Origin of the sequence: Variovorax sp. OK212 (assembly GCF_900112425.1) — a bacterium.
In the GTDB taxonomy this organism is placed as follows: domain Bacteria; phylum Pseudomonadota; class Gammaproteobacteria; order Burkholderiales; family Burkholderiaceae_C; genus Variovorax.
The window spans coordinates 1-26,718 of the sequence record NZ_FOLP01000025.1 but is presented as its reverse complement, the minus strand read 5'-3'; the positions used below and the strand labels follow the sequence as shown (position 1 = coordinate 26,718).

General features: G+C 68.3%; 20 protein-coding genes and 1 pseudogene. 3 read left to right on the top strand and 18 right to left on the bottom strand.

All coding sequences use genetic code 11. The annotated features are described in order from the left end of the window. Nucleotides 1–387: 387 nt before the first annotated feature. Nucleotides 388–663 (top strand): annotated as a pseudogene (locus BM004_RS35650) (IS30 family transposase); the annotation flags it as partial. Between the two features lie 203 nt (nucleotides 664–866). On the opposite strand, the gene BM004_RS35645 reads toward BM004_RS35650, so the two are convergent. The 8 genes from BM004_RS35645 to BM004_RS35610 form a co-directional block, all read right to left on the bottom strand. Further along, complete coding sequence (locus BM004_RS35645) at nucleotides 867–1,307, bottom strand: hypothetical protein (RefSeq protein ID WP_093220798.1); 441 nt, start codon at nucleotides 1,305–1,307, stop codon at nucleotides 867–869. 98 nt (nucleotides 1,308–1,405) lie between these two features. After that, on the bottom strand, nucleotides 1,406–2,032 hold the full coding sequence (locus BM004_RS35640; protein WP_093334584.1) for a hypothetical protein: 627 nt from the start codon (nucleotides 2,030–2,032) through the stop codon (nucleotides 1,406–1,408). 116 nt (nucleotides 2,033–2,148) lie between these two features. Beyond that, nucleotides 2,149–2,943 carry an enoyl-CoA hydratase-related protein gene (locus BM004_RS35635; protein ID WP_256220201.1) on the bottom strand — a complete coding sequence of 265 codons (795 nt, stop codon included), beginning with the start codon at nucleotides 2,941–2,943 and terminating at the stop codon, nucleotides 2,149–2,151. Beyond that, the gene (locus BM004_RS35630; protein WP_093220793.1) at nucleotides 2,943–3,773 is read right to left on the bottom strand and encodes an SDR family NAD(P)-dependent oxidoreductase; all 831 of its coding nucleotides are present in this window, start codon (nucleotides 3,771–3,773) and stop codon (nucleotides 2,943–2,945) included. The genes BM004_RS35635 and BM004_RS35630 overlap by 1 nt, the downstream gene beginning before the upstream one ends. 29 nt (nucleotides 3,774–3,802) lie before the next feature. Then, complete coding sequence (locus tag BM004_RS35625; protein WP_093131736.1) at nucleotides 3,803–4,222, bottom strand: MaoC family dehydratase; 420 nt, start codon at nucleotides 4,220–4,222, stop codon at nucleotides 3,803–3,805. A 17-nt stretch (nucleotides 4,223–4,239) separates the two neighbouring features. Beyond that, the gene (locus tag BM004_RS35620; RefSeq protein WP_093131734.1) at nucleotides 4,240–4,680 is read right to left on the bottom strand and encodes a MaoC family dehydratase N-terminal domain-containing protein; all 441 of its coding nucleotides are present in this window, start codon (nucleotides 4,678–4,680) and stop codon (nucleotides 4,240–4,242) included. Between the two features lie 19 nt (nucleotides 4,681–4,699). Continuing rightward, nucleotides 4,700–5,884, bottom strand: a complete 1,185-nt coding sequence (locus tag BM004_RS35615) for a lipid-transfer protein (RefSeq protein ID WP_093220790.1) — start codon at nucleotides 5,882–5,884, stop codon at nucleotides 4,700–4,702. A gap of 73 nt (nucleotides 5,885–5,957) precedes the next feature. Further along, nucleotides 5,958–7,517, bottom strand: a complete 1,560-nt coding sequence (locus tag BM004_RS35610) for a long-chain-fatty-acid--CoA ligase (protein WP_093220787.1) — start codon at nucleotides 7,515–7,517, stop codon at nucleotides 5,958–5,960. Nucleotides 7,518–7,627: 110 nt separating this feature from the next. Here BM004_RS35610 and BM004_RS35605 point away from each other — a divergent pair, with 110 nt between their 5' ends. Further along, on the top strand, nucleotides 7,628–8,731 hold the full coding sequence (locus BM004_RS35605) for an AraC family transcriptional regulator (protein ID WP_093220785.1): 1,104 nt from the start codon (nucleotides 7,628–7,630) through the stop codon (nucleotides 8,729–8,731). Here the strand turns inward: BM004_RS35605 and BM004_RS35600 are convergent. Beyond that, entirely contained in the window at nucleotides 8,697–14,777 is a 6,081-nt protein-coding gene (locus tag BM004_RS35600) for an autotransporter outer membrane beta-barrel domain-containing protein (protein ID WP_093220782.1), read from the bottom strand. The genes BM004_RS35605 and BM004_RS35600 overlap by 35 nt on opposite strands. Nucleotides 14,778–15,062: 285 nt before the next feature. On the opposite strand from BM004_RS35600, the gene BM004_RS35595 reads away from it, so the two are divergent. Then, nucleotides 15,063–15,641: a GbsR/MarR family transcriptional regulator gene (locus tag BM004_RS35595; protein WP_093131723.1), complete on the top strand. Its 579-nt coding sequence runs from the start codon at nucleotides 15,063–15,065 to the stop codon at nucleotides 15,639–15,641. A gap of 25 nt (nucleotides 15,642–15,666) precedes the next feature. On the opposite strand, the gene cydX is transcribed toward BM004_RS35595, so the two are convergent. From cydX to BM004_RS35550, 9 genes are all read right to left on the bottom strand, one after another. Continuing rightward, complete coding sequence (gene cydX / locus BM004_RS35590; protein WP_093131721.1) at nucleotides 15,667–15,816, bottom strand: cytochrome bd-I oxidase subunit CydX; 150 nt, start codon at nucleotides 15,814–15,816, stop codon at nucleotides 15,667–15,669. A 14-nt stretch (nucleotides 15,817–15,830) separates the two neighbouring features. Next, the gene (gene cydB, locus BM004_RS35585; RefSeq protein WP_093131719.1) at nucleotides 15,831–16,985 is read right to left on the bottom strand and encodes a cytochrome d ubiquinol oxidase subunit II; all 1,155 of its coding nucleotides are present in this window, start codon (nucleotides 16,983–16,985) and stop codon (nucleotides 15,831–15,833) included. Further along, complete coding sequence (locus tag BM004_RS35580) at nucleotides 16,982–18,610, bottom strand: cytochrome ubiquinol oxidase subunit I (RefSeq protein ID WP_093131717.1); 1,629 nt, start codon at nucleotides 18,608–18,610, stop codon at nucleotides 16,982–16,984. The genes cydB and BM004_RS35580 overlap by 4 nt, the downstream gene beginning before the upstream one ends. Nucleotides 18,611–18,649: 39 nt before the next feature. Beyond that, entirely contained in the window at nucleotides 18,650–20,359 is a 1,710-nt protein-coding gene (cydC, locus tag BM004_RS35575) for a thiol reductant ABC exporter subunit CydC (protein ID WP_093220780.1), read from the bottom strand. Further along, the gene (gene cydD, locus BM004_RS35570) at nucleotides 20,356–22,062 is read right to left on the bottom strand and encodes a thiol reductant ABC exporter subunit CydD (protein WP_093220777.1); all 1,707 of its coding nucleotides are present in this window, start codon (nucleotides 22,060–22,062) and stop codon (nucleotides 20,356–20,358) included. Before cydD ends, cydC begins: the two co-directional genes overlap by 4 nt. 156 nt (nucleotides 22,063–22,218) lie before the next feature. Further along, the gene (locus BM004_RS35565) at nucleotides 22,219–23,346 is read right to left on the bottom strand and encodes an acyltransferase family protein (RefSeq protein ID WP_093220775.1); all 1,128 of its coding nucleotides are present in this window, start codon (nucleotides 23,344–23,346) and stop codon (nucleotides 22,219–22,221) included. A 56-nt stretch (nucleotides 23,347–23,402) separates the two neighbouring features. Then, nucleotides 23,403–24,365 carry an NAD(P)H-dependent flavin oxidoreductase gene (locus BM004_RS35560; RefSeq protein WP_093131709.1) on the bottom strand — a complete coding sequence of 321 codons (963 nt, stop codon included), beginning with the start codon at nucleotides 24,363–24,365 and terminating at the stop codon, nucleotides 23,403–23,405. Between the two features lie 104 nt (nucleotides 24,366–24,469). Further along, nucleotides 24,470–26,260 (bottom strand): acyl-CoA dehydrogenase, encoded by a 1,791-nt coding sequence (locus BM004_RS35555; RefSeq protein WP_093220772.1) that lies wholly within the window; start codon nucleotides 26,258–26,260, stop codon nucleotides 24,470–24,472. 74 nt (nucleotides 26,261–26,334) lie between these two features. After that, nucleotides 26,335–26,718 (bottom strand): electron transfer flavoprotein subunit alpha/FixB family protein (locus tag BM004_RS35550; protein WP_218152769.1); only part of this gene is annotated, 384 nt, incomplete at its 5' end.

Here is a 26,718-nt window from a genome sequence, read left to right as displayed (position 1 = left end):
CACCGGCAGTGGCCTCAATGGGAGCCTGGGGGTGAAGGTGCGCTGGTAGCCAGCAGAGAAAACGTTGATCCGGCATAAGAATCGACGCAGCAGCGGCAGCGGCAACGGCGACGCCGGCTGCTGACCGGGTCCGGGCTGCAGCGATGGTCGCGTATGCGCTCCATCGCTGTCACTTGAAATATTCCACAGCAGTAAAAAGGGCCTTCCGCTCCGGAAGGCCCTTTAGCGTTATGCCCGCAGAATCGCCGCCCGATGCGCCCGTAGAAACTCTCGCAAGCCCGTCGGGGTCGCGCCAGGCAAGGCGTTCAACAGCTCACGCAGGTCGCTGCCCCGGATCTCCATCTCGCCATCCGCGGTGCTGCGGTCGATGCCAGCAAAAACGCGCGCCATGCCCGGTTCACCATCGAGTCGGGGGTACGCGTTTTCTTCGCCGATCCTCGCAGCCCCTGGCAGCGGGGCACGAACGAGAACACGAACGGCCTGCTGCGCCAATACTTCCCCAAAGGCACTGATCTGTCTCGCTGGAGCGAGCAAGAGATCGAAGCCGTGGCCCGCACCTTGAACAATAGGCCGCGCAAAACGTTGGGCTGGAAGACTCCAGCTGAGACCTTGGACGAGTACCTAAAATCCGTTCGACAACCGGGTGTTGCGACGACCGGTTGAATACGCCATCTGATCGGGTTGCTTGCCTCCAGGCAATCAGGCGTACACGAACATGCCGCATGCGCAAGGCAAGGCAAGCGAGCAGACCTGAAACAGTGGAGGCGCGCGATGTGAATGGCTGCTCATGCTTGCTGAGGCGGCACCAAGAAAAATCGTGTTGAAGATGCTGCAACCGCAGTATCAAGGTTGTTGTCTCACCGCCCTCAGGTCTTGGCCAGAAACCGGTCGGCATCCCCGGCCTCGCACTTCCAATCCGCGAACACACCGACCAACTGGCAGTGGGTGCATCGACAGCCGATGTAGTACCACCGAACGTCGTTGCTGTCGGCATAGAGCGCAACGCCCGACAAGAGCTCGAACTCTTCCGCGTCGCAGACGCATTCATGGCGTTCGAAATTTGCGTCGCTTGCGAACTCCTCGCTGTCGCCCATCAGGTGAGCCGCGCCGCAGCCGACGCAAGTTCGCCGGCCTGCACCTTCGTCTTCGTCGGTTTCGAGCTTGAAAGATGCGCCGCCGCACGCGCAGCGCGCGCCAGAAAAAGCCACGGCCGCATATTTGTTGCGCTTGCTGTATGCAACGAGTTCAGCCTGAAGGTCCTCCGGACCTGAGCCGTACCAGTACTTTCCTTTTTTCTGCAGAGTCATGAATCAGGCTTTCGGGGCACATCGACCGACCCATCGGTCGATCTTGAGAACGGGTGCGGGGGTCGGCTGGCCGCTCACTGTAGTTGATCGTGCCAACGTCATGACGTGCCTCGAAGCGCGCCGTCCAGCGCCGCCCACAACTTTGGGACCGTGTCTTCGCGCGGCCTGTTTCGGTCGATGTAAACCGCCATCGCGCGACGCGCATCTTGTTCGCGTCCGCAGAGTGCATGGCAAAACGCGGCGGCCACCGGCGACTGTATGTACATCTGTGCCTCGGGCCGGTCGTTCAACGCAATGACCTGGTCATACACCGAGGTCCCTTGCCCGCCGGTCCGCCAGAAGTCTTTTGCGCTGCGCACGGCCTCCTCGAGCCGGGACGTCATGCCTTCGAGCAGCCCGCGCTCGCCCCACATGTACGAGAGGTTCAGATCGCGGGATTGCCCATCGACGAACGCATCGAAGATCACCGATTTTTCAGTGCGGTGCCACTGCATCTTTCCGGCTGCGAGGTGGGGCACGAAGTCGAACGAATATCCCCAGCGCGGGGCAACCACCCCGCCCTTGAGTTGCGCGTACGCAAAGACGCGGCGCACCGGTGCATCGGTGCTGTCGACCCATTGGAGCGGCTTGAGCCCGATGAACCGATCGGTGCCGAGCAAGACGGCAACAGCAGGACCAACGTGCGACTGAACAGCGGCAATGGTCAGAAGATTGAAATCACTCATGGGAGGTGGTCTGCGGTATACGGCGGCCAAGGGAGCTCGTTGAGCGAGCGTCTGATGCAGCAGTATTTTGTCGCAGGCAGAACTCCGCCTGAGCGTCGGTCGAACCGCGCCGCCGCTCAGCGGCCAGTGAAACGCGCCGCCCGCTTCTCGATAAACGCAGCCACGCCTTCGCGCGCATCCGCACCGCCGGCGCGCTCGCGCAGCAGTTGGTGCTCCATCGCCAGATGGTCTTCGAACGAACGCCCCGGCGCTCCCGCGCACAGCGCCTTGATGCCCGCGAACGAAGCACTCGCTCCATGGGCGAGCCGCGCCGCTAGCGCTTCGGCGGCGCCGGCCAGTTCGGCGTCGGGGTGCAGCGCATCGACCGCGCCCCAGGCCAGGCAGCGCTGGCTGTCGATGGCATCGCTCAGCATCAGCAATTGCTGCGCGCGCACCAGCCCGACACGGCGCGCCAGGAAGTACGAAGCCCCCGCATCCGGCGACAGCCCGATGGCCGCGTACCCCGTGCGCAGCTTCATCGATTCGGCCGCGAGCACGAAGTCGCCGCACAGCGCCAGCCCCACGCCCGCACCACCGACCGCGCCGTTCACCGCCACCACCAGCGGCGCGGGTTGGGCCGACAGCCGCAGCAACGCGGGGTGCAAACGGTTCAGGATGTCGTCGACCAGTGCGGGCAAGGCCTCGCCCGCCGCCACGAACTCGCCGATGTCGCCACCCGCGCAGAACACGCGGCCCTCGCCGGTCAGCAGAATGGCGCGAGGCTGCTGCGCGATCACCTCGTCGATGGCGCGCACCAGCACGCGGGCGCTGCTGCGCCCGATGGCGTTGGCGCGCTCGGGCCGCTTCAGCACGATGCGGCCGATGCCATCGGCCACGCCCCAGGCAATGCCTTCGCTCTCTTGCATGTTCATCAGATGCCCGTGAGCCCGCCGGTGCACATCAGCGTCTGCCCGCTCACATAGTCCGACTCGGGCGTGCACAGCAAGTACACCGCGCCGGCCGCTTCCTCGGGCGTGCCGCCGCGGCCCAGCGGAATCGATTGCTCCATCATCGCCAGCAGGCCGGGGTTGACGCCCACCTTGATCTCGCGGCCTTCGATGTTCGCGGTGGTCGCCTCGGCAGTGCTCGCGGTGAGCCGCGTCTGGATGAAGCCGAAGGCCACGCAGTTGACCGTGACGTTCATGCGGCCCCACTCCTTGGCCAGCGTTTGCGTGAGGCCGACGATGCCGGCCTTGGCGGTCGAGTAGTTGGCCTGCCCCGCGTTGCCGAACAGCCCCGCCACCGACGAGATGTTGACCACCTTGCGCACCACGCGCCGGCCCGCCTCGGTCTCGGCTTTCGACAACGCGCGGATCACCGGCTGCGCCGCGCGCAGGATGCGAAACGGGGCGGTCAGGTGCACGTCGATCATGGCGTACCACTGCTCGTCGGTCATCTTCTGCAGCACGCTGTCCCAGGTGTAGCCGGCGTTGTTGACGACGATGTCCAGGCCCTTGTATTCGTTCACCGCGGTGCCGACGAAACGCTCCGCGAAGTCGGGCGCCGCCACGCTGCCGACGCAGGCCACGGCCTGGCCGCCGGCGTCGCGAATGGCCTGCACGGTTTCTTCGGCCGGCGCCGCATCGAGGTCGTTGACGACGATGCGCGCGCCTTCCGACGCGAGCTTCAATGCAATGGCGCGGCCGATGCCGCGGCCCGAGCCGGTGATGAGGGCGACCTTGCCGTCGAGCTTGGGTGTCATGTCCGTGGTCCTTTTTTTGGGGGTGAGGTTCAGCGCAGCGCCACGAGCGCTTCGCCCGCGATGCGCGCCTGGCCGTACTGGTTGGCGCTGAGCACCTCGACGCGCACGCAGCGCTCGCCGTTGTGCTCGAGCTTCTCGACCACGCGGCCGGTGCAGCGCACCGCATGGCCCAGGTGCGTGATGCCCTGGAAGCGCACGTCGAAGCGGCGCAACTGCGACTGCGGCGCCCACTGCGTGAGCAGCCGCCCGAGCCAGGCCATGCCCAGCATGCCTTGCGCGAACACGTCGGGCATGCCGGACTGGCGCGCGAAGTCGGTGTCGATGTGAATGGGGTTGTGGTCGCCCGAGGCGCCCGCGAACAGCGCGAGCGCGGTGCGGTTCACGGGCGGCAGCTGCAGCGCGGGGAGTTCGTCGCCGACTTGCACGGCGTCGTAGGTGACGGTGGTCATTGCGCGAGGCCTTTCGTTCAGTGGCGGCAGACGATGACCGCGCGCAGCTCGGCCACCAGCTCGTCGCGCTGGTTGGTGGCACGCGAGGTCTTCACGACGAACTCGAGCGCGCCGTTCTTCTTGTCGTAGATGTCGGTGATGGTGGAGCGCACCGTCACGGTGTCGCCCACGCAGGCCGGCCGGTGGTAGCTGAAGCCCTGCTCGCCGTGCAGCAGCTTCGACAGCGGAATCTGCAGGTCGGCCAGCAACCGGTTGGACGCGCCCGAGTCGAGCTCGGCCGCGAACAGAAAGGTCGGCGGCGCGGGCAGGTCGGGGTAGCCGGCGTCGCGCGCGGCCGCGGCGTCGGTGTAGATGGGGTCGGTCTCGCCGATGGCCTTGGCAAAGAACTGCAGCCGGCTGCGCTCGATGGGCAGCACCGAAGACGGCAGCTCGTGGCCGATCCATTTCCTGTCGATCATGTCGTCTCCCTCTGTTGCGTCACACGCGTTCGTAGAGCGTCACCACGCAGGCGCCGCCCAGGCCGAGGTTGTGCTGCAGCGCAAGCCGCGCGCCTTCCACCTGGCGCTTGTCCGCGGTGCCGCGCAACTGCTGGACCAGCTCGGTGCACTGGGCCAGGCCCGTGGCGCCCAGCGGATGCCCCTTCGACAGCAGGCCGCCCGACGGATTGGTGACCACCTTGCCGCCGTAGGTGTTGTCGCCGTCGACCACGAACTTCTCCGCGCCGCCCACCGGGCACAGGCCCAGCGCCTCGTAGCTGATGAGTTCGTTGTGCGCGAAGCAGTCGTGCAGCTCGACCACGTCGACGTCCTGCGGGCCCACGCCGGCCGCGTCGTATACCTTCTGCGCGGCTTCCTGCGCCATGCTGAAGCCGACCACCTCGCGCATGTCGCGGCTCTCGAAGGTGATGGGCCGGTCGGTGGTCATGGCCTGCGCCTTGATGCGCACGCCGCGGTCCAGCCCGTGGCGCTGCGCGAAGCGCGGCGAGCACACGATGGCCGCCGCCGCGCCGCAGGTGGGCGGGCAGGCCATGAGCCGCGTCATGACGCCGGGCCACATGACGGGCGCGGCCATGACCTCGTCTTCGGTGACCACGGTGCGAAACAGCGCCACCGGGTTGTTCGACGCATGGCGGCTGGCCTTGGCGCGGATCTTCGCGAAGGTCGACATCTGCGTGCCGTACTGCTCCATGTGCGCCAGCCCGGCGCCGCCGAAGTAGCGCAGTGCCAGCGGCACCTGCGCGTTGCCGACGAGCTCGTCGGTGATGTTCTCGAACAGGTCGAACGGGCTCGGGCGGTCGGTGAACACCGCGCCCAGCGCGCCGGGGCTCATGTGCTCGAAGCCCAGCGCCAGCACGCAGTCGGCCGCGCCGCTGGCCACCGCCTGGCGCGCGAGGAACAGCGCGGTGGAGCCGGTGGAGCAGTTGTTGTTGACGTTGACGACCGGGATGCCGGTCATGCCCACCTCGTACAGCGCGCGCTGGCCGGCGGTGGAGTCGCCGTACACGTAGCCCACGTAGGCCTGCTGCACCAGCTCGTAGCCGATGCCGGCGTCTTTGAGCGCGGCATTGGTGGCGTGGCTGGCCATCTGCGGGTACGGCTGGTTGGCGCCGGGCTTGGTGAAGGGGATCATGCCGACCCCGACCACGTAGACGTCTTGACTCATGAAAGGCTCCTTGGAATCGTTGCTTGAAATTGCTGCTCGAAATTGCTCGAACTTGGTTGAAGGATGAGAGGGCTCAGGCCACGCTGCGCTGGCGGCCCTGCCAGAAGGGTTCGCGCAGGCGGGTCTTCAGCACCTTGCCGGCGCCCGAGAGCGGCAGCGCCTCGACCACGGCCACGCTGCGCGGGCACTTGTAGTTGGCGATCAATGTCTTGCAGTGCGCAATCAGCGCGTCGGGCGCCACGTCCTGCCCCGGCTTCAGCACCAGCACCGCGTGCACGGCCTCGCCCCATTCGTCGCTGGGAATGCCGATGACCGCGCAGGCCGCCACCGCGGGGTGCTGGTTGATGGCGTTCTCGACCTCGGCGGAGTAGACGTTCTCGCCGCCGCTGATGATCATGTCCTTCATGCGGTCGACCACGAAGATGAAGCCGTCGTCGTCCATGTAGGCGCCGTCGCCCGTGTGCATCCAGCCGTCGCGCAGCGCCGCGGCCGTCTGCTCGGGCTTGTTCCAGTAGCCCTGCATCACGTTGGGGCCGCGCACGGCCACCTCGCCCACGGTGCCGCGCGGCGCCTCGCTGCCGTCGGCGTCCACGATGCGCACTTCCATGCACACGCTGGCGCGGCCCGCCGAGCGCAGCTTGCCGCGCTGGCGGCCTTCGGCCGTGTGGAAGAACGCGGGCAGCAAGGTGGCGATGGGCGACAGTTCGGTCATGCCGTAGGCCTGCGCGAACTCGACGCCGGGGAAGGCCTCCATCGCGCGGTTGAGCACCGCCTCGGAGATCGGCGAGGCGCCGTAGGTGATGCCCTTCAGGCTGCTCAGGTCGCGCGGCTGGCGCATGGCGGGGTGGTCGACCAGCATCTGGATCATGGTGGGCACCAGCAACAGGCTGGTGACGCGGTCGCGCTCGATGGCGTCGAGCACGCCTTCGGGCGTGAACATCGGGATGATGGTGTGGGTGTTGCCCGTGAACCAGTGCGGCGTGGCCAGGCCCATGTCGGCCAGGTGGAACATGGGCGCGGCATGCAGGTAGCAGCCGCCGACGGGGGCCAGGCCCTCGGCCTGCGCCGCGAGGGCCGAGCTGCAGATGTTGGCGTGGCTCAGCATCACGCCCTTGGGAAAGCCGGTGGTGCCCCCGGTGTAGAAGATGCCGGCCAGGTCCTCGCCGCGGCGCACCGCGTCGGGCACCGGCGAGGCGGCGTCGATCAGGCCTTCGTAGCCGTGCATGCCGGCGGGCGTGGGGCCGTCGCCGCAGTAGATCACCTCGCGCAGGCTCTTCGACTGGCCACGCATCTGCTCGACCACGCCGCGAAAGGCCTCGTCGACCAGCAGGATCGCCGAGCCGGAGTCGTCCAGCGAGTAGAGGATCTCGGCGGCCGACCAGCGGATGTTGCAGGGGTTGAGCACGCCCCCGCCCCAGGGCACCGCCATCTGGTATTCCAGGTAGCGGTCGGAGTTGAGCGACAGCATGGCCACGCGGTCGCCCGCCTGCATGCCCAGCCGCTGCAGCGCGCCGGCCAGGCGCGCGACACGGTCGGCAAAGTCGCGGAAGCTGCGGGCGCGGCCGGCAAAGCGCGCGGCAATGGCGTCGGGGCGCTGCTGCACGGCCCGGTGAAGGCCTTGGGTCAGGTACATGGGTTTGTCTCCGTCTCGTTCTTGTGCCCTCGCATGGTAGAAATCCGCCCACTGGCCGGCGATTGCACTTCGCTTCGATCGCATGGCAGAAAACGTCAATCGACAGATACATGCTGCAACCGCCCGTCACCATTCCGATCGTCTTCGTCAGCGGCATGCTGTCGGGCCTTCGCGCGCGCGGCGAGGCGGGCGCGGTGTGCATCGAAACGGCGCTGGAAGACGCGGGCATCGCGCCCGCGCTGCTCGAGGAGGCGGGCGCGCGCGTCACGGCCGAGCAGTACGTGGCGCTGTTCGCGCTGCTGATGGCGCGCATGGACGACGAGGCGCTGGGCTTCCTCTCGCGGCGCCTGCGCTGCGGCAGCTTCGCGCTGATGACGCGCTCCACGCTGGGCGCGCGCACCTTCGAGGTGGCGCTGCGCCGCGTGGCCCACACCTTCAGCCTGCTGCAGGACGACCTGTCGCTGGTGCTGCTGCGCGAAGGGCCGCTGGCGGGCTTCGGGCTGCAGTTGAACAACCCGCCGGCCCTGCACCAGAACTTTCTGCACGAGCTGATGCTGCGCGTGTACTGGCGGCTGTTCGCATGGCTGCACGGCGGCCGGCTGGTGGCGCGCCGGTTCGACTTCGGCTTTGCGCTGCCGCCCTACGCGGACGGCTACGCCAAGGTGTTCCCGGGGCCGCTGCAGTTCGGCCAGGCGCTGTCGGCCGTGTGGTTCGACGCCAGCGCGCTCGACACGCCGGTGCACCGCGACGCGCAGGAAATGCAGGCGTTCCTGGCGGCCTCGCCGGCCAACGTGATCCTGCCGCGACAGGCCGAGCAGGCGGTGAGCGCACGCGTGCGCGCGGTGCTGCAGCAGCACCGCCCCGCATGGGCCGACCTGCCGACGGCGGCGGGCGTGCTGCACATGTCGCTCAGCACGCTGCAGCGGCACCTGGCAACCGAAGGCACCTCGTTCCAGGCGCTGAAGGACCAGCTGCGGCGCGACCTGGCCATCGTGCGGCTCAACACCAGCACGGTGCCGCTGGCGGCGCTGGCCGAGGAACTGGGCTTTGCCGACAGCGCGGCGTTCCAGCGGGCCTTCAAGGCCTGGACGGGCGGCGCGCCGGGGTCCTACCGGCGGCGCCGCGAGGCCGACTCGGCGGGCTCCGACGAGGAGCCCGCGGTTCAGCCCCTGGCGGCGGTTACCACTTCACCCGCACGCCCAGCGAGCCGTTGATCGAGCTCTTCACCTTGGCGTCGCCACCCGACGACCAGAGCTTGCCGATTTCGCCGTAGAGGCTGGTCGACTGGCTCAGGGCCAGCGTGAAGCCGCCGGCCAGCTCGGTGCTGGTGCTGCCGGTTGGCGCCGCGATGTCGGTCGTGGTCGTGCCGTTGACGAAGCGCGCGATGTCCGCGCCGCTCGAGGTCTTGTAGACGTTGAAGCGGCCGTACGGCTGCAGCGTGCCCATGCCGGTGTCGATCTGGCCCTTGACGCGAACGCCTGCGCGCGCGATCCAGCCGCTGTCGGCCTGCGGTTGCGCGATGGCACCGGCAATGGCCGAGTTGCTCAGGTCCATGTGCTGGCTGATGAGCTGCAGCTGCGGCTCGACGCTCCAGCCGCTGGCGCCGATCGGGAAGGCCTGGCCGACTTCGATGGAGCCCAAGAGGCTGTTGCCCTTGCCGCCGACGCCGGCGCTCAGCAGCGGCTCGACCGTGTAGCGGTGGCGGCCCGACTGCACCACGGCGTCGGCGTAGAAGCCGCTGTCGTTGGTGTAGGTGCCGTAGATGCCCACGTACTGGCTGCGCAGGTCGTTGCGGCCCACGTGCAGGTTCTGCACGCCGCTGGCGTAGCCGCGCACGCGCACGTCGCCGTCGAGCTGGCCGACGTAGATGCCGGCGCGCCAGTTGGGCGTGGCCAGCAGGTCGGTGCCGGCCTGGAAGCCGGTCAGGCGGCCCTTGCTGGTCGGGGAGACGGCGCCGCCCTGCTGGATGTCGATGTCGGTGGAGAGCACGCGGGCCCACGCGCGGCGGTCGGAACCGTTGGGCGCGGTGGCCGTGCCCTTCACGTCGTCGTCGCCCACGCGCTTGCGCACGTCGCCCAGCATCGCGAGGTTGCCCTGGCGCAGTTGGCTCGGCAGCGCGGCATACAGCGCGGCCTCGGGGCGGTAGTAGGTCACGCCCTTCTCCGCCGAGCGCAGGTACCAGTTCTCGCCCTGGCCCGCCGAGTCGGCGGCGTACAGGCGGTACTCGAACGCGCCGGCGTCCACGTGGCCGCCTGCGAGGCTGAAGGCGTCCTTGGTGGTCTGCGCGGTGGTCGTGCCGCCGTTCTGCGCGGTGATCACCTCGATGCCGTTGCCGTTGGTCAGCGCGCCCAGGCCGCCGGTGTTGGTGACCTGCACGCTGGTCTTGCCGCTGGCGGTGCCGCCGTTGATCACCAGGCGGTCGGACGGCGGGCCGTTGAAGTAGAGCGCGGTGCCCAGCTTCAGCACGCCGTTGTTGCCGACGTAGTTGCCGTTCACGGTCAGCGTGGTGCCGGGCACCGTGCCCACCAGCGACACGGTGCCGCTGTTGGCGAGCGAGGCCACGGTCTGGCTGAAGCCCGCGAGGTCGAGCGTGGCGCCCGCGGCCACGCTGTGCGCCGAAGCAGCGCTGAAGGTGTTGGCCGCGCCCGCCTTCAACGTGCCCTGCGCCACGTCGGTCGCGCCGGTGTAGCTGTTGGCGCCCGAGAGCGTCAGGGTGCCGGTGCCCTGCTTGGTGATGAAGCCGGCGCCGCTGATGGCGCCGCTCAGGCCGGCGTCCATCGCGCCGGTGTCGATGACCGGGTCGCTGTTGCCGGTGAAGCGGATCGCGTTGGTCAGCACCAGGCCGGTCACGCTGAAGCCCAGCGTGGTGCCGTCGTCCATCGCCAGTTCGCCGGTGCCCAGCGCCTGCGCGTTGGCGATGTTCAGCCGGCCCTTCTTCAGGGCCGTGCCGCCGGTGTAGGTGTTGGCGCCGGACAGCGTGAGCGCGCCCGTGCCTTCCTTCACCAGCGAGCCACCCACCCCCGAGATGACGCCTGAAACTTCGGTGTCGGTGTTCAGGCCGCCGGTGGTCAGCGTCTTGGCGCCGAGCAGCACGCGGCCCGCGCCTTGCAGCGAGCCGATGTTGATGCCGGTGGCGCCCAGCTTGCTGATGCGCACGGTGCCGCCGGCGTTGTTCACCACCGTGGCCTTGTCGGCCGTGGTGTTGTCGAAGAAGTCGACCAGGCCGCCGCCCTGGTTGACCAACGTCGCCTGCCCGGCCGAGCCGTTGTCCAGGAAGTCGGTGTGGCCGCCGGCAAAGTTGGTGATGCGCGCATTGCCCGCGCTGGCGTTGTTCCACACGGTGGTGCCGCCGCCGCGGTTCTCGATGGTGGCGCCGCCGGCCGTCGAGTTGCCCGCGAAGGTCACGTTGGCGTCGGTGGCGGTGACCAGCGTCGCGCTGCCGGCCGAGCTGTTGTCCTTGAACTCCACGTAGCCGCCGTTGACGACGCCGTCGCGCGCCGCCATCGAGATGCGCAGGCTGCCCGCGTCGGCGTTGCCGCTGAAGCTCAGGCCGCCGCCGCCGTTCACGGCCACCGCGCCGGTGCCCAGCGCGCCGCTCACGGCCGCGTCGATCGTGCCGCCGTCGATCCGCGTGCCGCCGCCGTAGCTGTTGGCCACGGTGAGCTTGAGCTCGCCCGTGCCGGTCTTGCGCAGGCTGCCGGTGCCGCTCATGGTGCCGGCGTAGCTGCCGTTGGCGGCCTGCTCGAAGGTGACGTTGGCATCGTTGACGATGCCGCCCTGCAGGCTGGTGGTGTCGCCCTGCAGCACGCCGCCCTTCACGTGCGTGCCGCCGGTGTAGTTGTTGGCGCCGGTGAGCACCAGCGTGCCGTAGTCGTCCTTGGTGAGGCCGCCCGCGCCGGTGAGCACGGCGTTGATGGTGGCCTTCATGCTCGCGCCGGACGTGGTGCCGTCGCCGACCTTGACGATGGTGCTGGCGTTGCCGAGCGTGAGCGCGTCACCGGTCACCACGTAGCCGTCGGTGAAGAACTGCGCGCCGCCGATGACGATGTTGCCGCCGCCGTTGTCCACGGTGACGGTGCCGGCCGTGCCGCCGAACATGGCGAAGCCGTTCTGCTTCCAGGCGGCGTTGAGCTTGCCGTCGGCATTGGCCCAGCCGTCGTTGGGCGCGCCGAGGCGCCAGGTGCCGCTGCCGCCGCCGGCGGTGCCGTCGTTGTACTTGCTTGCGTCGCTGCCGTCCCAGAAGGTGAGGCTCACGCCCGTGCTGTTGATCAGGTTCACCTCCTTGGCGATCGAGGTCTGCACGTACAGGTCGCCCGGCAGGGCCGGCGTGGTGCCGAGGTTCAGGACGTTGTCGGTCAGCGTGCCGGTGTACTTGATGAGACGGTACAGGCCGGGGCCGAAGCTGCCACCGGTCGACGGGGTCACGTTGAGCGTGCCGTCCAGCACCAGGTTGCCGTTGACCTTGACCAGGTCGCTCAGCAGGCTTTCGCCTGTGGCACCCAGCTCGTAGACCAGGAACGAGCCGCTGTTCAGGGTCAGGTCGCCGGTGGTCAGGGTGCCCGGGCTGTTGCCGGGGGCGAGCGAACCGCCGTCGGCGATGGTGACCGCACCCGTGACGATGCCGCTGCCGGCGAGCGTGGCGCCGCTTGCGACCTGCACGTTGCCCGTGCCGGTGGCGCTGCCGGTGGTGTTGTTCACGCTCAGCGTGCCGGCGTTCACCTGTGTGCCGCCGGTATAGGTGTTGACGCCCGAGAGCCTCAGCGTGCCGGAGCCGACCTTGACGAGGGAGCCGCCCACGCCGGAGATGACGCCGGAGACTTCGGTGCTGGTGTTCAGCCCGCCCGTGGTCAGCGCCTTCGTGCCGAGGAGCACATCGCCGGCGCCTTCGAGCGAACCGATCGCCGTGCCGGCTGCTGCGCTCAGACTGCTGATGTGAACCTTGCCGCCCGCCTTGTTCACTATGGTGGCCTGATCGGCCGTGGCGCTGTAGTTGAAGTCGATCTGGCCGCCGGTCTCGTTGGTGATCGTGGCCTGGCCGGCCGAGGAGGTGTCCCGGAAGTAGGTCGCGCCGCCCGCGAAGTTGGTGATGCGCGCGTTGCCGGCGGTGGCGCTGAACACGAACATGGTGTCACCACCGCGGTTCTCGAAGACGGCGTTGCCCGCGGTCGAGTCGTGATTGAACGTCACGCTGGAATAGGAGTTCGCGACGAAGGTGGCGTTGCCCGCCGAACTGTTGTTGTTGAACGCAACGTTGCCGATGTCGATGGAGGGACCGACGGGCGCTGCCAGGGTGATCTGCAGATTGCGCGCGTCCGCGGTACCGTTGAAGTTCAGGGTGGCGCCCGAGCTCACGGCCACCGCGCCGGTGCCCAGCGCGCCGCTGACCGCGGCGTTCACCGTGCCGGCGTTGATCGACGTGCCGCCTGCGTAGGTGTTGGCACTCGAGAGCGTCAACGTGCCCGCGCCAAACTTCGCCACACGGCCTGTGCCGCTGACGACGCCTGTGAAACTGGTGTTGTCCGACCGATTGAAGGCCAGCGTGCCGTTGTTCAGCACATTGCCGACGATGCTGCCGGAGGTGCCGCCGTTGCCGAGCTGCAGCGTGCCCGCGCTGACGGTCGTGCCGCCGCCGTAGGTGTTGGTGCCCGAAAGCGTCAGCGTGCCCGCGCCCGACTGCGTCACACGGCCTGTGCCGCTGACGACGCCGGTGAAACTGATGTCGTCCGACCGATTGAAGGCCAGCGCGCCGTTGTTCAGCACATTGCCGGCGATGCTGCCGGTGGTGCCGCCATTGCCGACCTGCAGCGTGCCCGCGCTGACGGTCGTGCCGCCGCTGTAGGTGTTGGCGCCCGCCAGCACCAGCGTGCCGCTGCCGTTCTTCGTCAGCGAGCCGTCACCCGACAGCGCGCCGAGCATCGCCAGCGAACTCTTGCCTTGCAGCGCGAGGTTCCCGCCGGCGGCGATGCTCACGTTGTTGTTCAGGGAAGTCACGGCCGAAGTCCAGTCGAGGCCGCCGGCGCCCGAAACCGTCAGCGCACCGCTGCCGAGTGCGGCTTCATGGCCGAGCAAGAGCTCGCTGGTAGCCAGCGTGACGCCGCCCGCCAAGCCGGTGTTGTTGCCCGAAAGGCTGCTCGTGGTGAGGCCGTTCACCACCAGCGAGCCCGCGCCGCTGATCACGTTCGCGAGCTTGGCGCCTTTGAGTTCGAGGATGGCCCCCGAATCGACCTGAACGGCTGCGGCGGCGCCAAGGCTGACCGCGGCCCCGACGCTGAGCGTTCCCTGCGCGACCGACACGTTGCCCGGTGCGAACGACGAACTGCCCGGCGAGGTCGTGCGATCCAGTTCCCAGCGGCCGGCGCCGACTTTCACGAGATTGCCCGTGAACGTCGTGTCTCCAGTCACCGCATTGGAGTACACCCCGGTGGTACCGCTCGCGCCGTCGAGCGTGAGCACCGAGTCGGCTCCCGCGATGTTGAGGTGCCCCGCGATCTGCCCCCCGGCGGCCAGGCGGACGTCGTTGGCACCGTCGGCGCCGAGGATCACGTTGCCGCTGATCTGGCTTGAATTGATCAGGGTCGTGGAGCCGAGCGTGCCGATGGCGGTGTTGGAGGCGGAAATCAGCGACCCGCTCTCGTTGGTGATCTTGGTGGTGCCGCCTTTCGAAATGATGGCGCTCAAGGCGCCTCCCATGATCTTGCTGCCTCCTGTATTCAGTATCTCCCCGCCGTCTTGCAGCAGGATGCCGTAGCTCCCCGTGCTGCCGATCGTGCCGCCCTGCTGGTTGATGACGGAGCTTCCCGTGTTGGCAAGGACGACACCGCCGTTGAAGCCGTAGGCATAGCCGCCGAAATTCTGGAACTTGCTGTTGGCGCCGGTCAGAGAAACGATGGCATCGCTTTGAATGACGCCGCTGGCGGTGTTGGTGACCGTCACGTTCGAATCGGTTGAAAGTGAATAGGCGCCGTACCCACTCTCCCTCAGGAGGCCGATGGTGCCTTCGTTGCGCAGTTCGGTGCCGGTCGCGACAAGGATGCTGCTGGCGGAGGCGCCGGTGCACACATTGATGCTGCCGCTCAGTGCGCAGTTGGCGAATGCAGGAGCGGCCGACCCGAACAGCGCTGCCGCCAGCAGCACGCCGGACGCGCCGACCTTCGTGGTTGCGCTCGAGCCGCTGCGCTTGCCTCGCGCCTTGGTGGTTTCCGAAACGGCCACCCATGCGCCGATGGATGCATTCCACATGCTGCGGAAATTCGTGTTCATCTGATCTCCCCCGTCGTTTTTCTCTGCGCCCCAAAATCAGGGCCATGGCAAAAGCCGAATGCCGCATGGCTGATCCGCCGGCAACGCGCCACGTTTTGTCCCCTGACGCGCTCGCCGCGAGCGCCTGCCGCGCACCGAAACAGCGCAACCAGTCAGGGAGTGTTAATTTTTGTTAACTAAGTGTTTCAACAACATCCCCAGAACAGGGTATTCGTCCGGTTTTTCTTGCTTCTGGAGTTTTCGGAAACTTCCGGAATCACAGCAAGTCGGCGCGACAATCCGCGCATGGCCTCTTCCATCGACCTTCCCCCTCTCAACCGCCAGTTCGTCGCCCATTTCGGCGAGATGGGCAGCAAATGGGGCATCAACCGCACCGTCGGTCAGATCTACGCCTTGCTCTACCTGTCGGAGCGCGCGCTCAACGCCGACGAGATCGCCGAGCTGCTCGAGTTCTCGCGCTCGAACGTCAGCATGGGATTGAAGGAACTGCAGGCCTGGCGCCTGGTGCACCTGCGCCACCACCCCGGCGACCGGCGCGAATACTTCGAGGCGCCGTCGGACGTGTGGGAAATCTTTCGCGTGCTGGCCGAGGAGCGGCGCCGCCGCGAGATCGAACCCACGCTCTCGATGCTGCGCAACGCGCTGCTCGAGTCACCGACGAGCGACGCCGAACGTCACGCGCAGGAGCGCATGCGCGAGATGCACGACCTGATCGACCGGCTGATGAAGTGGTTCGACGACGTTCAGCGGCTCGCGCCCGAAACCGCCATGAAGCTCATGGGGATGGGCGCGACCGTGACGAAGGTGCTGACGCTCAAGGACCGCATCACGGGCGGCGGAGCGTCGAAGAAGAAGGCCGATTGAGGCCCGGGCCCGGGCCTCTGAAGAACTAGAGCCGCTCCTGCCCGTGAGGCGGCTCGGGCGTCTCGAGCTTGGCCTTGCGGACGGCGTCGTCGTCCATCAGTTCGTACCACATGGCGTTGAGAACGGCGAAGGCGGCTGCCAGCGGCAGGCCGAGGATCCAGGCGAAGTACCACATCTTTTTTTCTCCGTTCAGTACGCGTGTCCGCTCTCGTCGCGGATCGCTTGTTCGTCGACCTTGCCCCACAGCACGTGATACACCCAGGTGGTGTAGGCCACGATGATGGGAATGAAGAAGCCCGTGACCACCAGCATGATGAACAGCGTGAGGTGGCTCGACGACGAGTCCCACACCGTGAGGCTGGCGCGCGGATCGATCGACGACGGCAGGATGAACGGGAACATCGAGGCGCCCACGCTCAGGATGATGCCGGCGATGCCGAGCGCGGCGGTCAGCAGCGCGAGCACCGGCTTGCGCAACAGCAGGCCGAGCAATGCGCCCGATGCGCCGATGAAGCCCACGGCCGGCGCGGCCAGCGTCCACGGGTGCGCCGCGTAGTTGGCGGTCCATGCGCCGGCATGCAGCTCGACGGTCTTGAGCATCGGGTTCGACGGCCCCACCGCATCGACCACGCTGCTGATGCGGTAGCCGCCGATGCTCGTGGCGAGCAGCACGCCGGCCAGCGCATACAGCGCGATGGTGAGCACCGACGCGACCACGCCGTAGGTGCGCGCACGCTCGGCGACCGGCCCCGCGGTCTTCAGCAGCAGCCACGCCGCGCCGTGCATCACCAGCATCGCCACCGACACCAGCCCGCACAGGATGGCAAACGGATTCAGCAGGCCGAAGAAGCCGCCGTCGTAGAAGATGTGCATGTCCGCGCCGAAGCGGAACGGCACGCCCTGCAGCACGTTGCCCACGGCCACGCCGCAGATCAGCGCGGGCACGAAGCCGCTGAAGAACAGCACCCAGTCCCAGCGCGCGCGCCATTGCGCCGACTCGCGCTTGCTGCGGAACTTGAAGGCCACGGGCCGCAGGATGAGCGCCGTGAGAATCACGAACATCGCCAGGTAGAAGCCCGAGAAGGACACAGCGTACAGCTGCGGCCACGCCGCGAAGATCGCGCCGCCGCCCAGGATCAGCCACACCTGGTTGCCTTCCCACACCGGGCCCACGCTGTTGATGACGACGCGCCGCTCGATGTCGTTGCGCGCCGCAAAGGGCAGCAGCATGCCGCTGCCCAGGTCGAAGCCGTCGGTCACGGCGAAGCCCACCAGCAGCACGCCGATGAGCAGCCACCAGATGAAGCGCAGGGTGTCGTAGTCGAGGAGTGTGTGAAGAGTCATGCGGCGCTCCCGGTGGAGGGAATGGCGGCACCCGCGGTCGAACCCGTACCCGCATGTGCCGGCGGAATGTGCGAAAGCGTGTCGCCTTCGTCAGGCGCGTGCTCCGCCTGCGGCCCCTTGCGGATGGCCTTGAGCATCAGCTTCATCTCGATGACGAGCAGCACGGTGTAGATCGCGATGAAGCCCCCGAGCGTGAGCAGCAGCGTCTTCACGCCGAGGTTGGACACAGCCACCGCGGTCGGCAGCACGCCTTCGATCACCCACGGCTGGCGGCCGAACTCCGCCACCAGCCAGCCCGCCTCGATGGCGATCCACGGCAGCGGAATCGCCAGCACGGCGAGCTTGAGCAACCAGCGGTAGTTGTCCAGCTTGCGGCGCGCGGACAGCACGAAGAAGGTGCCGGTCAGCACGATCAGCAGCATGCCGATGCCCACCATCACGCGGAACAGCCAGAACAGCGGCGCCACCTGCGGCACGGTGTCCCACGCGGCCTTGGTGATCTGCTCGTCGGTGGCGGTGCGCGGGTCGTCCACGTAGCGCTTGAGCAGCAACGCGTAGCCCATGTTGATGCCGTTGTCCTCGAAGGCGTCGCGCACGCCTTGCGTCACCGGCGTCTTGCCGGCCTCGCGGATCTTCTGCAGCGCGTCGTAGGCCTTCAGGCCTTCGCGGATGCGGGCTTCGGCGCGCTTCACGAGCTCGTCGATGCCGGGCATCACGGTGTCCAGCGAGCGCGTGCCGATCAGGCCCATCACCCCCGGGATGTGAATGGCGTAGTGCGTCTCGCGCGCCTCCTGGTCGGGGAAGCCGATGACGGTGAAGGCGGCGGGCGCGGGTTGCGTTTCCCACATGGCCTCGATGGCGGCCAGCTTCATCTTCTGGTGTTCGCCCGAGAGATAGCCGCTCTCGTCGCCGAGCACGGCCACCGACAGCGCGGCAGCGAGACCGAACGAAGCGGCAACCGTCATCGAGCGCTTGGCAAGCTCGATGTGACGCCCCTTGAGCACGTACCAGGCCGACACGCCGAGCACGAACACGGCGGCGCACACATAGCCCGCCGACACGGTGTGCACGAACTTGGCCTGCGCCACCGGGTTGGTCAGCACCGCGGCGAAGTCGGTCACTTCCATGCGCATGGTCTGCGGGTTGAAGGCCGCGCCCACGGGGTTCTGCATCCAGCCGTTGGCAATGAGGATCCACAGCGCGGAGAAGTTTGAGCCGATGGCCACGGCCCAGGTCGCGACGAGGTGGCCGACCTTGGAGAGCTTGTCCCAGCCGAAGAAGAACAGGCCGACGAAGGTGGCCTCCATGAAGAAGGCCATGAGCCCTTCGATGGCCAGCGGCGCACCGAAGATGTCGCCCACGTAGTGGCTGTAGTAGCTCCAGTTCATGCCGAACTGGAACTCCATCACGATGCCGGTGGCCACGCCCATCGCGAAGTTGATGCCGAACAGCACGCCCCAGAATTTCGTCATGTCGCGCCAGATCACGCGCCCGGTCATCACGTAGACCGTCTCCATGATGGCGAGGATGATCGAGAGCCCGAGCGTGAGCGGCACGAACAGGAAGTGATACAGCGCCGTCACGGCGAACTGCAGGCGCGATAGCGCAACGATGTCGAGGTCCATGGGTCTTCCTTTTGTGGTCCCTGTTTCTTTTTTCTGAAATCAATCGGGGCGCAGGCTGCGCAGTGCGGCGTCGAAGGCATCGCTGCCGCGCCGGATGTCGGAAACGATGCGGCCCTGCCGCATGCACACGAGGCGGTCGGCCAGCGCGGCCTCGCGGCGCAGGTGCGTGGCGATCAGCAAGGTGCGCGCGCCGGCGTGCTGTGCGAGGCGCTGCAGCACGTCGTGCGCGGTGGCGGCGTCGAGGGCTTCGGTGGGTTCGTCGAGCAGCCAGAGCGGCACGGGGCGCAGCAGCAGGCGGGCCAGGGCGAGGCGCCGCGACTGGCCGCCCGACAGGCCGAGGCCGCCTTCGCCGAGGCGCGTGGCGAGCCCTGCGGGCATGGCGCGCACGTCGCTGTCGAGGCCCGCGGCATGGAGCACGGCGTGCAGTTGTTCGTCGGTGGCGCCGGGCGCGGCGAGGCGGAGGTTGTCGCGCAGGCGGTCCTGGAAGAGTTCGGTGCGTTGCGTCAGCAGGCAGCCACGTTGCGCGCTCGCATGGCCCGACTGCGGCGTGATCTCGCCCGCGATGGCGGCGAGCAGCGTCGACTTGCCGGCACCGCTCGCGCCGATCAGCGCGACGCGCTCGCCGGGCATGACGGTCAGCGACAGGTCGCTCAGCACCGGCGTGCGACTGCCAGGGTGCGCCACGCTGACGCCTTGGACGCGCAGCGCGAAAGAGGTTTCTTCCTCGATGCTCGTGGCTTCTTGCGCGTTGTCTGCCATGCGCGGCGCAAGACGGCGCACCGCCAGCCAGGTGCGCCCTGCATCGAGTGCGCCTCGCCGCAATGCCGCGAACGGCTCGGTGGCGGTGAGCGCGATCAGCAAGGCCAACGCAGCAGCCGGCGCGCCGATCACGCCTTCGCTCACCAGCGCACCGACGGCCAGCAGCGTGCCCACCAGCGTCAGCGTGCCGGCGCTGCCGTAGGCCAGACCGGCCACGGCTTCGAGCTTGTTCAGTGCCAGGTCGGCCTTGGCGAGATGCATGTCGGCGCTCATCACCGCATTGCGCTGCGCATCGATGCGGCCCGCCATGACGAGATCGGTCTGCCCCGCCACGAGGTCGACGGCACGTGCGCGCAAGGCCTCGATGGCATGGGCCCTCTGCACGGCCGGCCGGCGCGCGCGCCGCGCGACGGCGAAGGCGATGCCCCACCCGGCCGTAATCAGCCAGAGCGTCAGCGCCAGGCCCATTCCGGCGTGCATGAAGCCGAGCACCGTGCCGGCCAGCAACGCGGCGCCCAGCGCGGCGGCGGCGGGCACGAACAGGCGCAGGTAGAGCGACTCCAGCGCATCGATGTCGGACGTGAGGCGAAACAGCAGCCGCGCCGGACGCATCAGCAGTTCACGCGCGGCCTCGGCCCGGGCCCAGCCGCGGAACAGCCGCACGCGCAGCGCGGCGAGCACGGCGAAGGCGGCGTCGTGCGTCACGAGCCGCTCGCCGTAGCGCGATGCCGTGCGGCCCAGCGCCAGCAGGCGAATGCCGGCCGATGGCATGAACACGTCGAAGGTGAAGGCCGTGGCGGCATGCAGGCCGGCCAGCGCGGTCGCGGTGATGAACCAGCCGGAGAGGCCCAGCAGCGCCATTCCGGTGAGCACGGTCAGGGCTGCGAGCAGGCAACCGAGCAGCAGCGGGCGCGGCTGTTCGGCGAGGAAGGGGCGCAGCACGAGACGCAGCTCGCGCCAGTGGGTGGCCGTGGAAGCGGGCGTCTTCATGCGGCTTCCCTCAACTTGTCGAGCTTCTCGATCGACCCGGCACCGAGGCACACCGCGCGGTGCATGCGCGAGGCGAGCACCGGGTCGTGCGTGGCAACGACGAGGGTCTTGCCGCGCGCCAGTTGCACCAGTGCGTCGGTCACGCGCGCGGCGGTTTCGGTGTCCAGGTGCGCTGTGGGCTCGTCCACCAGCAGCAGGTCGGCATGCGAATGAACGGCGACGCGCGCGAGCGCGAGGCGCACGGCTTCGCCGCCCGAGAGGCCGTGCCCGCCCTCTCCCAAGGACACGCCCGGGTGCGCCTGTGTCACGTCACCGAGCGCCGCGAAACGCATCGCGTCGGCGACCCGCGGGGTGCCGATGTCCGCGCGCCCCAGCGCCACGTTGGCCGCGACCGAGCCGGCGAACACGTGCGGCGCCTGGCCCATCCATCCGATGCGTTGGCGCAATGCCGCGACGGTGTGGCCGGTGAGCGGCACGCCGCCGATCACGATCTCGCCGCGGTCTGCCGGAAGCAGGCCCGCGATCAGCGACAGCAGCGCCGTCTTGCCCGCGCCGCTGGCGCCCATCAGCGCGACATGCTCGCCGGGAGCGACGCGCAGCTCGAAGCCGTCGACGACCTTCCGCTCTTCGCCGGGCCAGGCGAAGTGCAGGTCGTGGATCGCAAGCGCCGGTGCGGCGCCCGGCGCGCCTGTGGCCGCGCGGGTCAGCGAGGCGTTCGCGCCCGGCAGCGGCAGCGCGTTGTGTTGCAGCTGTTCGAGCGATTGCAAGGCCGCCTCGCCCGCCGCGCGGTCGTGCCACACGGCCGACAACTCGCGCAGCGGCTCGAAGAAGGCCGGGGCCAGCAGCAGCACGAAGAGCCCTTCGCCGAGGCTCAGTTGGTGGCCCCAGGTGCCGAAGCCGAGCGTGCCCAGCAGGTGAAAGCCGACGTACGCCGCGACCATCGCCACGCCCAGCGCGGAGAACAGTTCGAGCACGGCCGACGAGAGGAAGGCAATGCGCAGCACCGCCATCGTGCGCGTGCGCAGTGATTGCGCGGCATCGCCGAGCCGCTGCGCCGTGGCGTCCACCGCATCGAGCGCGCGCAGGGTCGCGAGGCCGCGCAGGCGGTCGAGCAGAAAGGCGTTCATGCCGCCGAGTTCGACCATCTGCGCTTCGCTCGCGGCCTTGGCGCGCCAGCCGACGATGGCCATGAAGATGGGAATGAGCGGCGCCGCGACCAGCAGCACCAGCGCCGCCACCCACGAAAAAGCAGCGACTGCGACCAGGATGACCAGCGGCACGGCCGTGGCACGCCAGCGCGCCGGCTGGTAGCGCACGAGGTACGGCACGAGCGCCTCGGCCTGCTCGGCGAGCACGCTGGCGGCGAGGCCCGAAGGAGCGCGGCTGCGGTCCAGTGGTGAACCGGCCGCCAGCGCCGCGGTGGTCTGCGCACGCAGCGCCGTGAGCTGCGCCCGTGCGCGGCCGAAGGTCCGGCGCGAGCCCCAGGCCTCGCAAGCCGCCCGCAACACGCCTAGCAAGAGGATCAGTCCGGCCGGCCAGACCACGGCTGAAAAACCCCGCCCCGAGGCCAACCCCTGCACCGCCATCGCCAGCAGTGCGGCCTGCGGCAGCCAGAACAGCGCGGCGGCGCCCTGCACCACCCCGCCGATGTCAGGCGACGCGAAAGCACGCAATGGCGATCGTGATGGCGGGTGCTTGGTCATTCCTTGGTTTCGTGAATTTTCAGTATTTACTGAAATTTCCACAATTCTATCGGAGGCGGACACGGCTGACGAGCCTCGGAGCGTGCGCGCTCCGGGACTTGAAAGCAACCGTTTGAGAAAAATCAAGCCACGGCGCCGCGACGGGCGCCGGGACGCCTAGTGCGAAACGACCAGGCCGCTGATGACCAGTGCGGCAAAAAGCGCGAACACCGCGCGCCACGAGGCCTGGCGTGTTTCCACCCAGCGGTAGAGCAGCGCCGCCGCGCCCACCGACAGCGCGAAGGTGGCCACCAGACCGGCGGCATCGAACCACGCGCCGTGCGGCCCGGCGTTGGCGACCGCCGCGTTCATGGCGAGCAGCACCGGAAAGTGGATCAGGAACAGCGAGTACGACATGCGCCCCAGCCGCTGCAACGGCACCGCCACCGTCGGCCAGTGCGGCGGCGACAGCCAATGCCGGCGCTGCGCGATGGCCAGCAACAGCGCCGTGACGAGCGCGGTCGCGATGCGGCTGCGCCAGTCGATGGCCAGCGCGCCCGCGCCCACCAGCACCAGCAGCGCGAGGGCGCTTTGCCAGGTGCTGAAGCGCGTTGCGCGCCCGATCCAGAACACCAGCATGCCGAGGCCGTAGGTGCCGAAGAAGTAGAAAGCCGTGTCGTCCAACCGGGCATTGCGGTTGAAGAGCGCCAGCGATGTGATGGCCAGGCCGAGCACCAGCGCCACCGGCAGCCAGCGTGCCGATGCACTCAATGGCGCGCCACCAGTGCCACTGGCGCCGCTCGCGCGCTGCAGCAGCGTCGGCAAGCCGACCAGCGCCAGCGCCAAGGCAAACAACTGGAAGTCGATGGCCACATACCAGACGCCGGTCGACAGCGACTCGTAGCCCAGCAGGTCCTGCAGCAGCAGGCCGTGCGCGATCAGCTGCCCGAAGGTGGGTGACGCAGGCACCACCTCTTCGTCGAGCCAGGGACGCACCACCGCCGCAACCAGCACGCAGACCGTGAGCGCGGCCAGGTACGGCATCACGAGCCGCCCGTAGCGCTGCAGGATGCGCGCCACCGGCCGGTCGACGCGCAGCATGCCATCGGGCGCGAGGCTGGCGGCCGCCAGGAAACCGGCAATCACGAGGAACACCTGCACCGCCAGGCGCCCCTGGTCGGACAGCCAGGCGAAGAGGTCAGGCGCGAGCGTGTACGCGCCGGCCGGCATCGGGCCGTAGCGTGAAAGATGATGTCCGACGATCACCGCACAGGCGATGCCCTTTGCCGCGTCGAGCAACGGCATCCGTCCCAGCGATGACGACGGCGCGCCGGCAGGCGCCGCGCCGTTCGCTATCGAAGTCAAAGCGCGAGCCGCTGCCTTGCTTCCTGGTATTCGCGCTTGAGCTTCTCGATGAAGACCGCGGCGCTGGCCACTTCGGTCACGGCGCCGATGCCCTGGCCCGAGCCCCAGATGTCCTTCCAGGCCTTGGCCTTGCTGCCGTCGCCGCTGGCGAAGTTCATGGTCTTCAGGTCGCCTTCGGGCAGATTCGTGGGGTCCATGCCCGCCGCGACGATGCTGGGCGCGAGGTAGTTGCCGTGCACGCCGGTGAAAAGGTTCGAGTAGACGATGTCGTCCGAGTTGCCGTCGACGATGGCCTGCTTGTAGTCGTCGCTCGCGCGCGCTTCCTCGGTCGCGATGAAGGCCGTGCCGATGTAGGCGAAGTCGGCGCCCATGGCCTGCGCGGCGAGCACCGCGCCGCCGGTGGCGATGGAGCCCGACAGCGCGATCGGGCCGTCGAACCACTGGCGGATTTCCTGCACCAGCGCGAACGGGCTCTTCACGCCCGCGTGGCCGCCGGCACCGGCCGCCACGGCGATGATGCCGTCGGCACCCTTCTCGATCGCCTTCTGCGCGAACTTGTTGTTGATGATGTCGTGCAGCGTGACGCCGCCGTAGCTGTGCACCGCGTCGTTCACGTCGGTGCGCGCGCCCAGCGAGGTGATGACGATCGGCACCTTGTACTTCACGACCATCTCCATGTCGTGGTCGAGGCGGTCGTTGCTCTTGTGCACGATCTGGTTGATCGCGAACGGCGCGGCGGGCTTGTCGGGGTTGGCCTTGTTGTAGGCCGCGAGCTCTTCGGTGATCTCGGCCAGCCAGTCTTCGAGCTGCGCCGCGGGGCGCGCGTTGAGCGCGGGCATCGAGCCGACCACGCCGGCCTTGCATTGCGCAATCACGAGCTTGGGGTTGCTGATGATGAACAGCGGCGAGCCGATGATCGGCAGCGGCAGGTTCGCGAGCACGGGGGGCAGCTTGGACATGGTGTCTCCGGGTTTGGTGTGTGCGGTTTTATAAGAGGAATCGGCTCGCGCACCGGTCGACTTAGCGACAAGCGGCGCGCGGGCTCAAAGGCGCATGGCCGTTATCAGAACGCGTCGAGCGCCATCGCCGTGACGCTCTCGGCGCCGTCGACGATGCTGTCGCGAAGGCCCGGCACCTTGTTCAGGATGTGCTCGGCATAGAAGCGCGCGGTGGCGATCTTGGCCAGCATGAAGTCGGTGTCGAAGCTGCGCGAGGCGAGGTCCTGCGCAATGATCAGCGAGCGCGCCAGCTGCCAGCCGGCCACCAGGTTGCCCGCGAGCATCAGGTAGGGCACGCTGCCCGAGAACACCGCATTGGGCGAAGCCTTGGTCTGGCCCGCGACGAAGTCGACCACGTCGATGAACGCCAGGCGCGCGGCCGTCAGGCGCTTGCGCACGGCGGCGGCTGCGGGGTGGTCGCTCTTGGCGAGCTCGGCTTCGGTCTTCTCGATCTGCGCGGCGATGGCCTTGGCCGTCTGGCCGCCGTCGCGCGCCGTCTTGCGGCCCACGAGGTCGTTGGCCTGGATGGCGGTGGTGCCTTCGTAGATCGTCAGGATCTTGGCGTCGCGGTAGTACTGCGCCGCGCCCGTCTCCTCGATGAAGCCCATGCCGCCGTGCACCTGCACGCCCAGCGAGGTCACCTCCAGGCTCATCTCGGTGCTGTAGCCCTTCACCAGCGGCACCATGAATTCGTAGAAGGCCTGGTTCTGCTTGCGCGCGTCGGCGTCGGCGCTGTGGTGCGCGGCGTCGTAGGCGGCAGCGGCCACGCTGGCCATCGCACGGCAGCCTTCGGTGTAGGCGCGCATGGTCATCAGCATGCGCTTGACGTCCGGGTGGTGAATGATGGGCGCGCTGGCGTTGATGGAGCCGTCGACCGGGCGGCTCTGCACGCGGTCCTTGGCGTAGGCCACGGCGTGCTGGTAGGCCCGCTCGGCAATCGCGATGCCCTGCATGCCCACGGCGTAGCGCGCCGAGTTCATCATGATGAACATGTACTCGAGGCCTCGGTTCTCCTGGCCCACCAGGTAGCCGACGGCGCCGCCGTTGTCGCCGTACTGCAGCACGGCGGTGGGCGAGGCCTTGATGCCCATCTTGTGCTCGATGCTCACGCAGTGCACGTCGTTGCGCTCGCCGAGTGCGCCGTCCTTGCCGACCATGAACTTGGGCACCACGAACAGGCTGATGCCCTTCACGCCTTCGGGCGCGCCGCTCACGCGGGCCAGCACCAGGTGCACGATGTTCTCGGCCATGTCGTGCTCACCGTAGGTGATGAAGATCTTGGTGCCGAACACCTTGTAGGTGCCGTCGGGCTGCGGCTCGGCGCGGCTGCGCACCATGGCCAGGTCGCTGCCGGCCTGCGGCTCGGTGAGGTTCATCGTGCCGGTCCACTGCCCGCTCACGAGTTTTTCGAGGTACACCGCCTTGAGCTCGTCGGAGCCGGCCGTGAGCAGCGCCTCGATGGCGCCGTCGCTCAGCAGCGGGCACAGCGCGAAGCTCATGTTGGCCGAGTTGAGCATCTCGCCGCAGGCCGCGCCGATGGTCTTGGGCAGGCCCTGGCCGCCGAAGTCCGCCGGATGCTGCAGGCCCTGCCAGCCGCCCGACACGTACTGCGCGAAGGCTTCCTTGAAGCCGGCCGTGGTGGTCACCACGCCGCCCTTGAAGGACGAAGGATCGCGGTCGCCCGCCACGTTCAGCGGCGCCACCACGTCCTGGTTGAAACGCGCGCATTCCTCGAGCACGGCCTGTGCCGTTTCAAGGCCGGCGTCTTCGAAGCCCGGCAGCTTGGCGATCTCGCCGATGTTGGCCAGGTGCTCGATGTCGAACAGCATGTCCTTGAGGGGGGCGGTGTAGCTCATGTCTTGTCTCCAGATACAGCGGATACGAAAAGGGCATCGCGAACGATGCCCTCTGGCTCATTGCGTCAGTGCGGTCAGAGCGCTTTCACCAGTTCGGGCACGGCCACGAACAGGTCGGCGACGAGGCCGTAGTCGGCCACCGAGAAGATCGGTGCTTCTTCGTCCTTGTTGATTGCGACGATGACCTTGGAGTCCTTCATGCCGGCCAGATGCTGGATCGCGCCGGAGATGCCCGCTGCGATGTAGAGCTGGGGGGCGACGATCTTGCCGGTCTGGCCCACTTGCCAGTCGTTCGGGGCGTAGCCCGCGTCGACGGCTGCTCGGCTCGCGCCCAGGCCTGCGTTGAGCTTGTCGGCCAAGGGAGCCATGACTTCCTGGAACTTCTCTGCGCTGCCCAAGGCACGGCCACCGGAGACGATGATCTTGGCGGCCGTCAGTTCAGGGCGTTCGCTCTTCGT

Excerpts from the sequence above, each read along its gene's own strand:
- BM004_RS35645 (WP_093220798.1), bottom strand. The coding sequence starts at position 1,307 with ATGACTCTGCAGAAAAAAGGAAAGTACTGGTACGGCTCAGGTCCGGAG.
- BM004_RS35640 (WP_093334584.1), bottom strand. The coding sequence starts at position 2,032 with ATGAGTGATTTCAATCTTCTGACCATTGCCGCTGTTCAGTCGCACGTT.
- BM004_RS35635 (WP_256220201.1), bottom strand. The coding sequence starts at position 2,943 with ATGAACATGCAAGAGAGCGAAGGCATTGCCTGGGGCGTGGCCGATGGC.
- BM004_RS35630 (WP_093220793.1), bottom strand. The coding sequence starts at position 3,773 with ATGACACCCAAGCTCGACGGCAAGGTCGCCCTCATCACCGGCTCGGGC.
- BM004_RS35625 (WP_093131736.1), bottom strand. The coding sequence starts at position 4,222 with ATGACCACCGTCACCTACGACGCCGTGCAAGTCGGCGACGAACTCCCC.
- BM004_RS35620 (WP_093131734.1), bottom strand. The coding sequence starts at position 4,680 with ATGATCGACAGGAAATGGATCGGCCACGAGCTGCCGTCTTCGGTGCTG.
- BM004_RS35615 (WP_093220790.1), bottom strand. The coding sequence starts at position 5,884 with ATGAGTCAAGACGTCTACGTGGTCGGGGTCGGCATGATCCCCTTCACC.
- BM004_RS35610 (WP_093220787.1), bottom strand. The coding sequence starts at position 7,517 with ATGTACCTGACCCAAGGCCTTCACCGGGCCGTGCAGCAGCGCCCCGAC.
- BM004_RS35605 (WP_093220785.1), top strand. The coding sequence starts at position 7,628 with ATGCTGCAACCGCCCGTCACCATTCCGATCGTCTTCGTCAGCGGCATG.
- BM004_RS35600 (WP_093220782.1), bottom strand. The coding sequence starts at position 14,777 with ATGAACACGAATTTCCGCAGCATGTGGAATGCATCCATCGGCGCATGG.
- BM004_RS35595 (WP_093131723.1), top strand. The coding sequence starts at position 15,063 with ATGGCCTCTTCCATCGACCTTCCCCCTCTCAACCGCCAGTTCGTCGCC.
- cydX (WP_093131721.1), bottom strand. The coding sequence starts at position 15,816 with ATGTGGTACTTCGCCTGGATCCTCGGCCTGCCGCTGGCAGCCGCCTTC.
- cydB (WP_093131719.1), bottom strand. The coding sequence starts at position 16,985 with ATGACTCTTCACACACTCCTCGACTACGACACCCTGCGCTTCATCTGG.
- BM004_RS35580 (WP_093131717.1), bottom strand. The coding sequence starts at position 18,610 with ATGGACCTCGACATCGTTGCGCTATCGCGCCTGCAGTTCGCCGTGACG.
- cydC (WP_093220780.1), bottom strand. The coding sequence starts at position 20,359 with ATGAAGACGCCCGCTTCCACGGCCACCCACTGGCGCGAGCTGCGTCTC.
- cydD (WP_093220777.1), bottom strand. The coding sequence starts at position 22,062 with ATGACCAAGCACCCGCCATCACGATCGCCATTGCGTGCTTTCGCGTCG.
- BM004_RS35565 (WP_093220775.1), bottom strand. The coding sequence starts at position 23,346 with ATGCCGTTGCTCGACGCGGCAAAGGGCATCGCCTGTGCGGTGATCGTC.
- BM004_RS35560 (WP_093131709.1), bottom strand. The coding sequence starts at position 24,365 with ATGTCCAAGCTGCCCCCCGTGCTCGCGAACCTGCCGCTGCCGATCATC.
- BM004_RS35555 (WP_093220772.1), bottom strand. The coding sequence starts at position 26,260 with ATGAGCTACACCGCCCCCCTCAAGGACATGCTGTTCGACATCGAGCAC.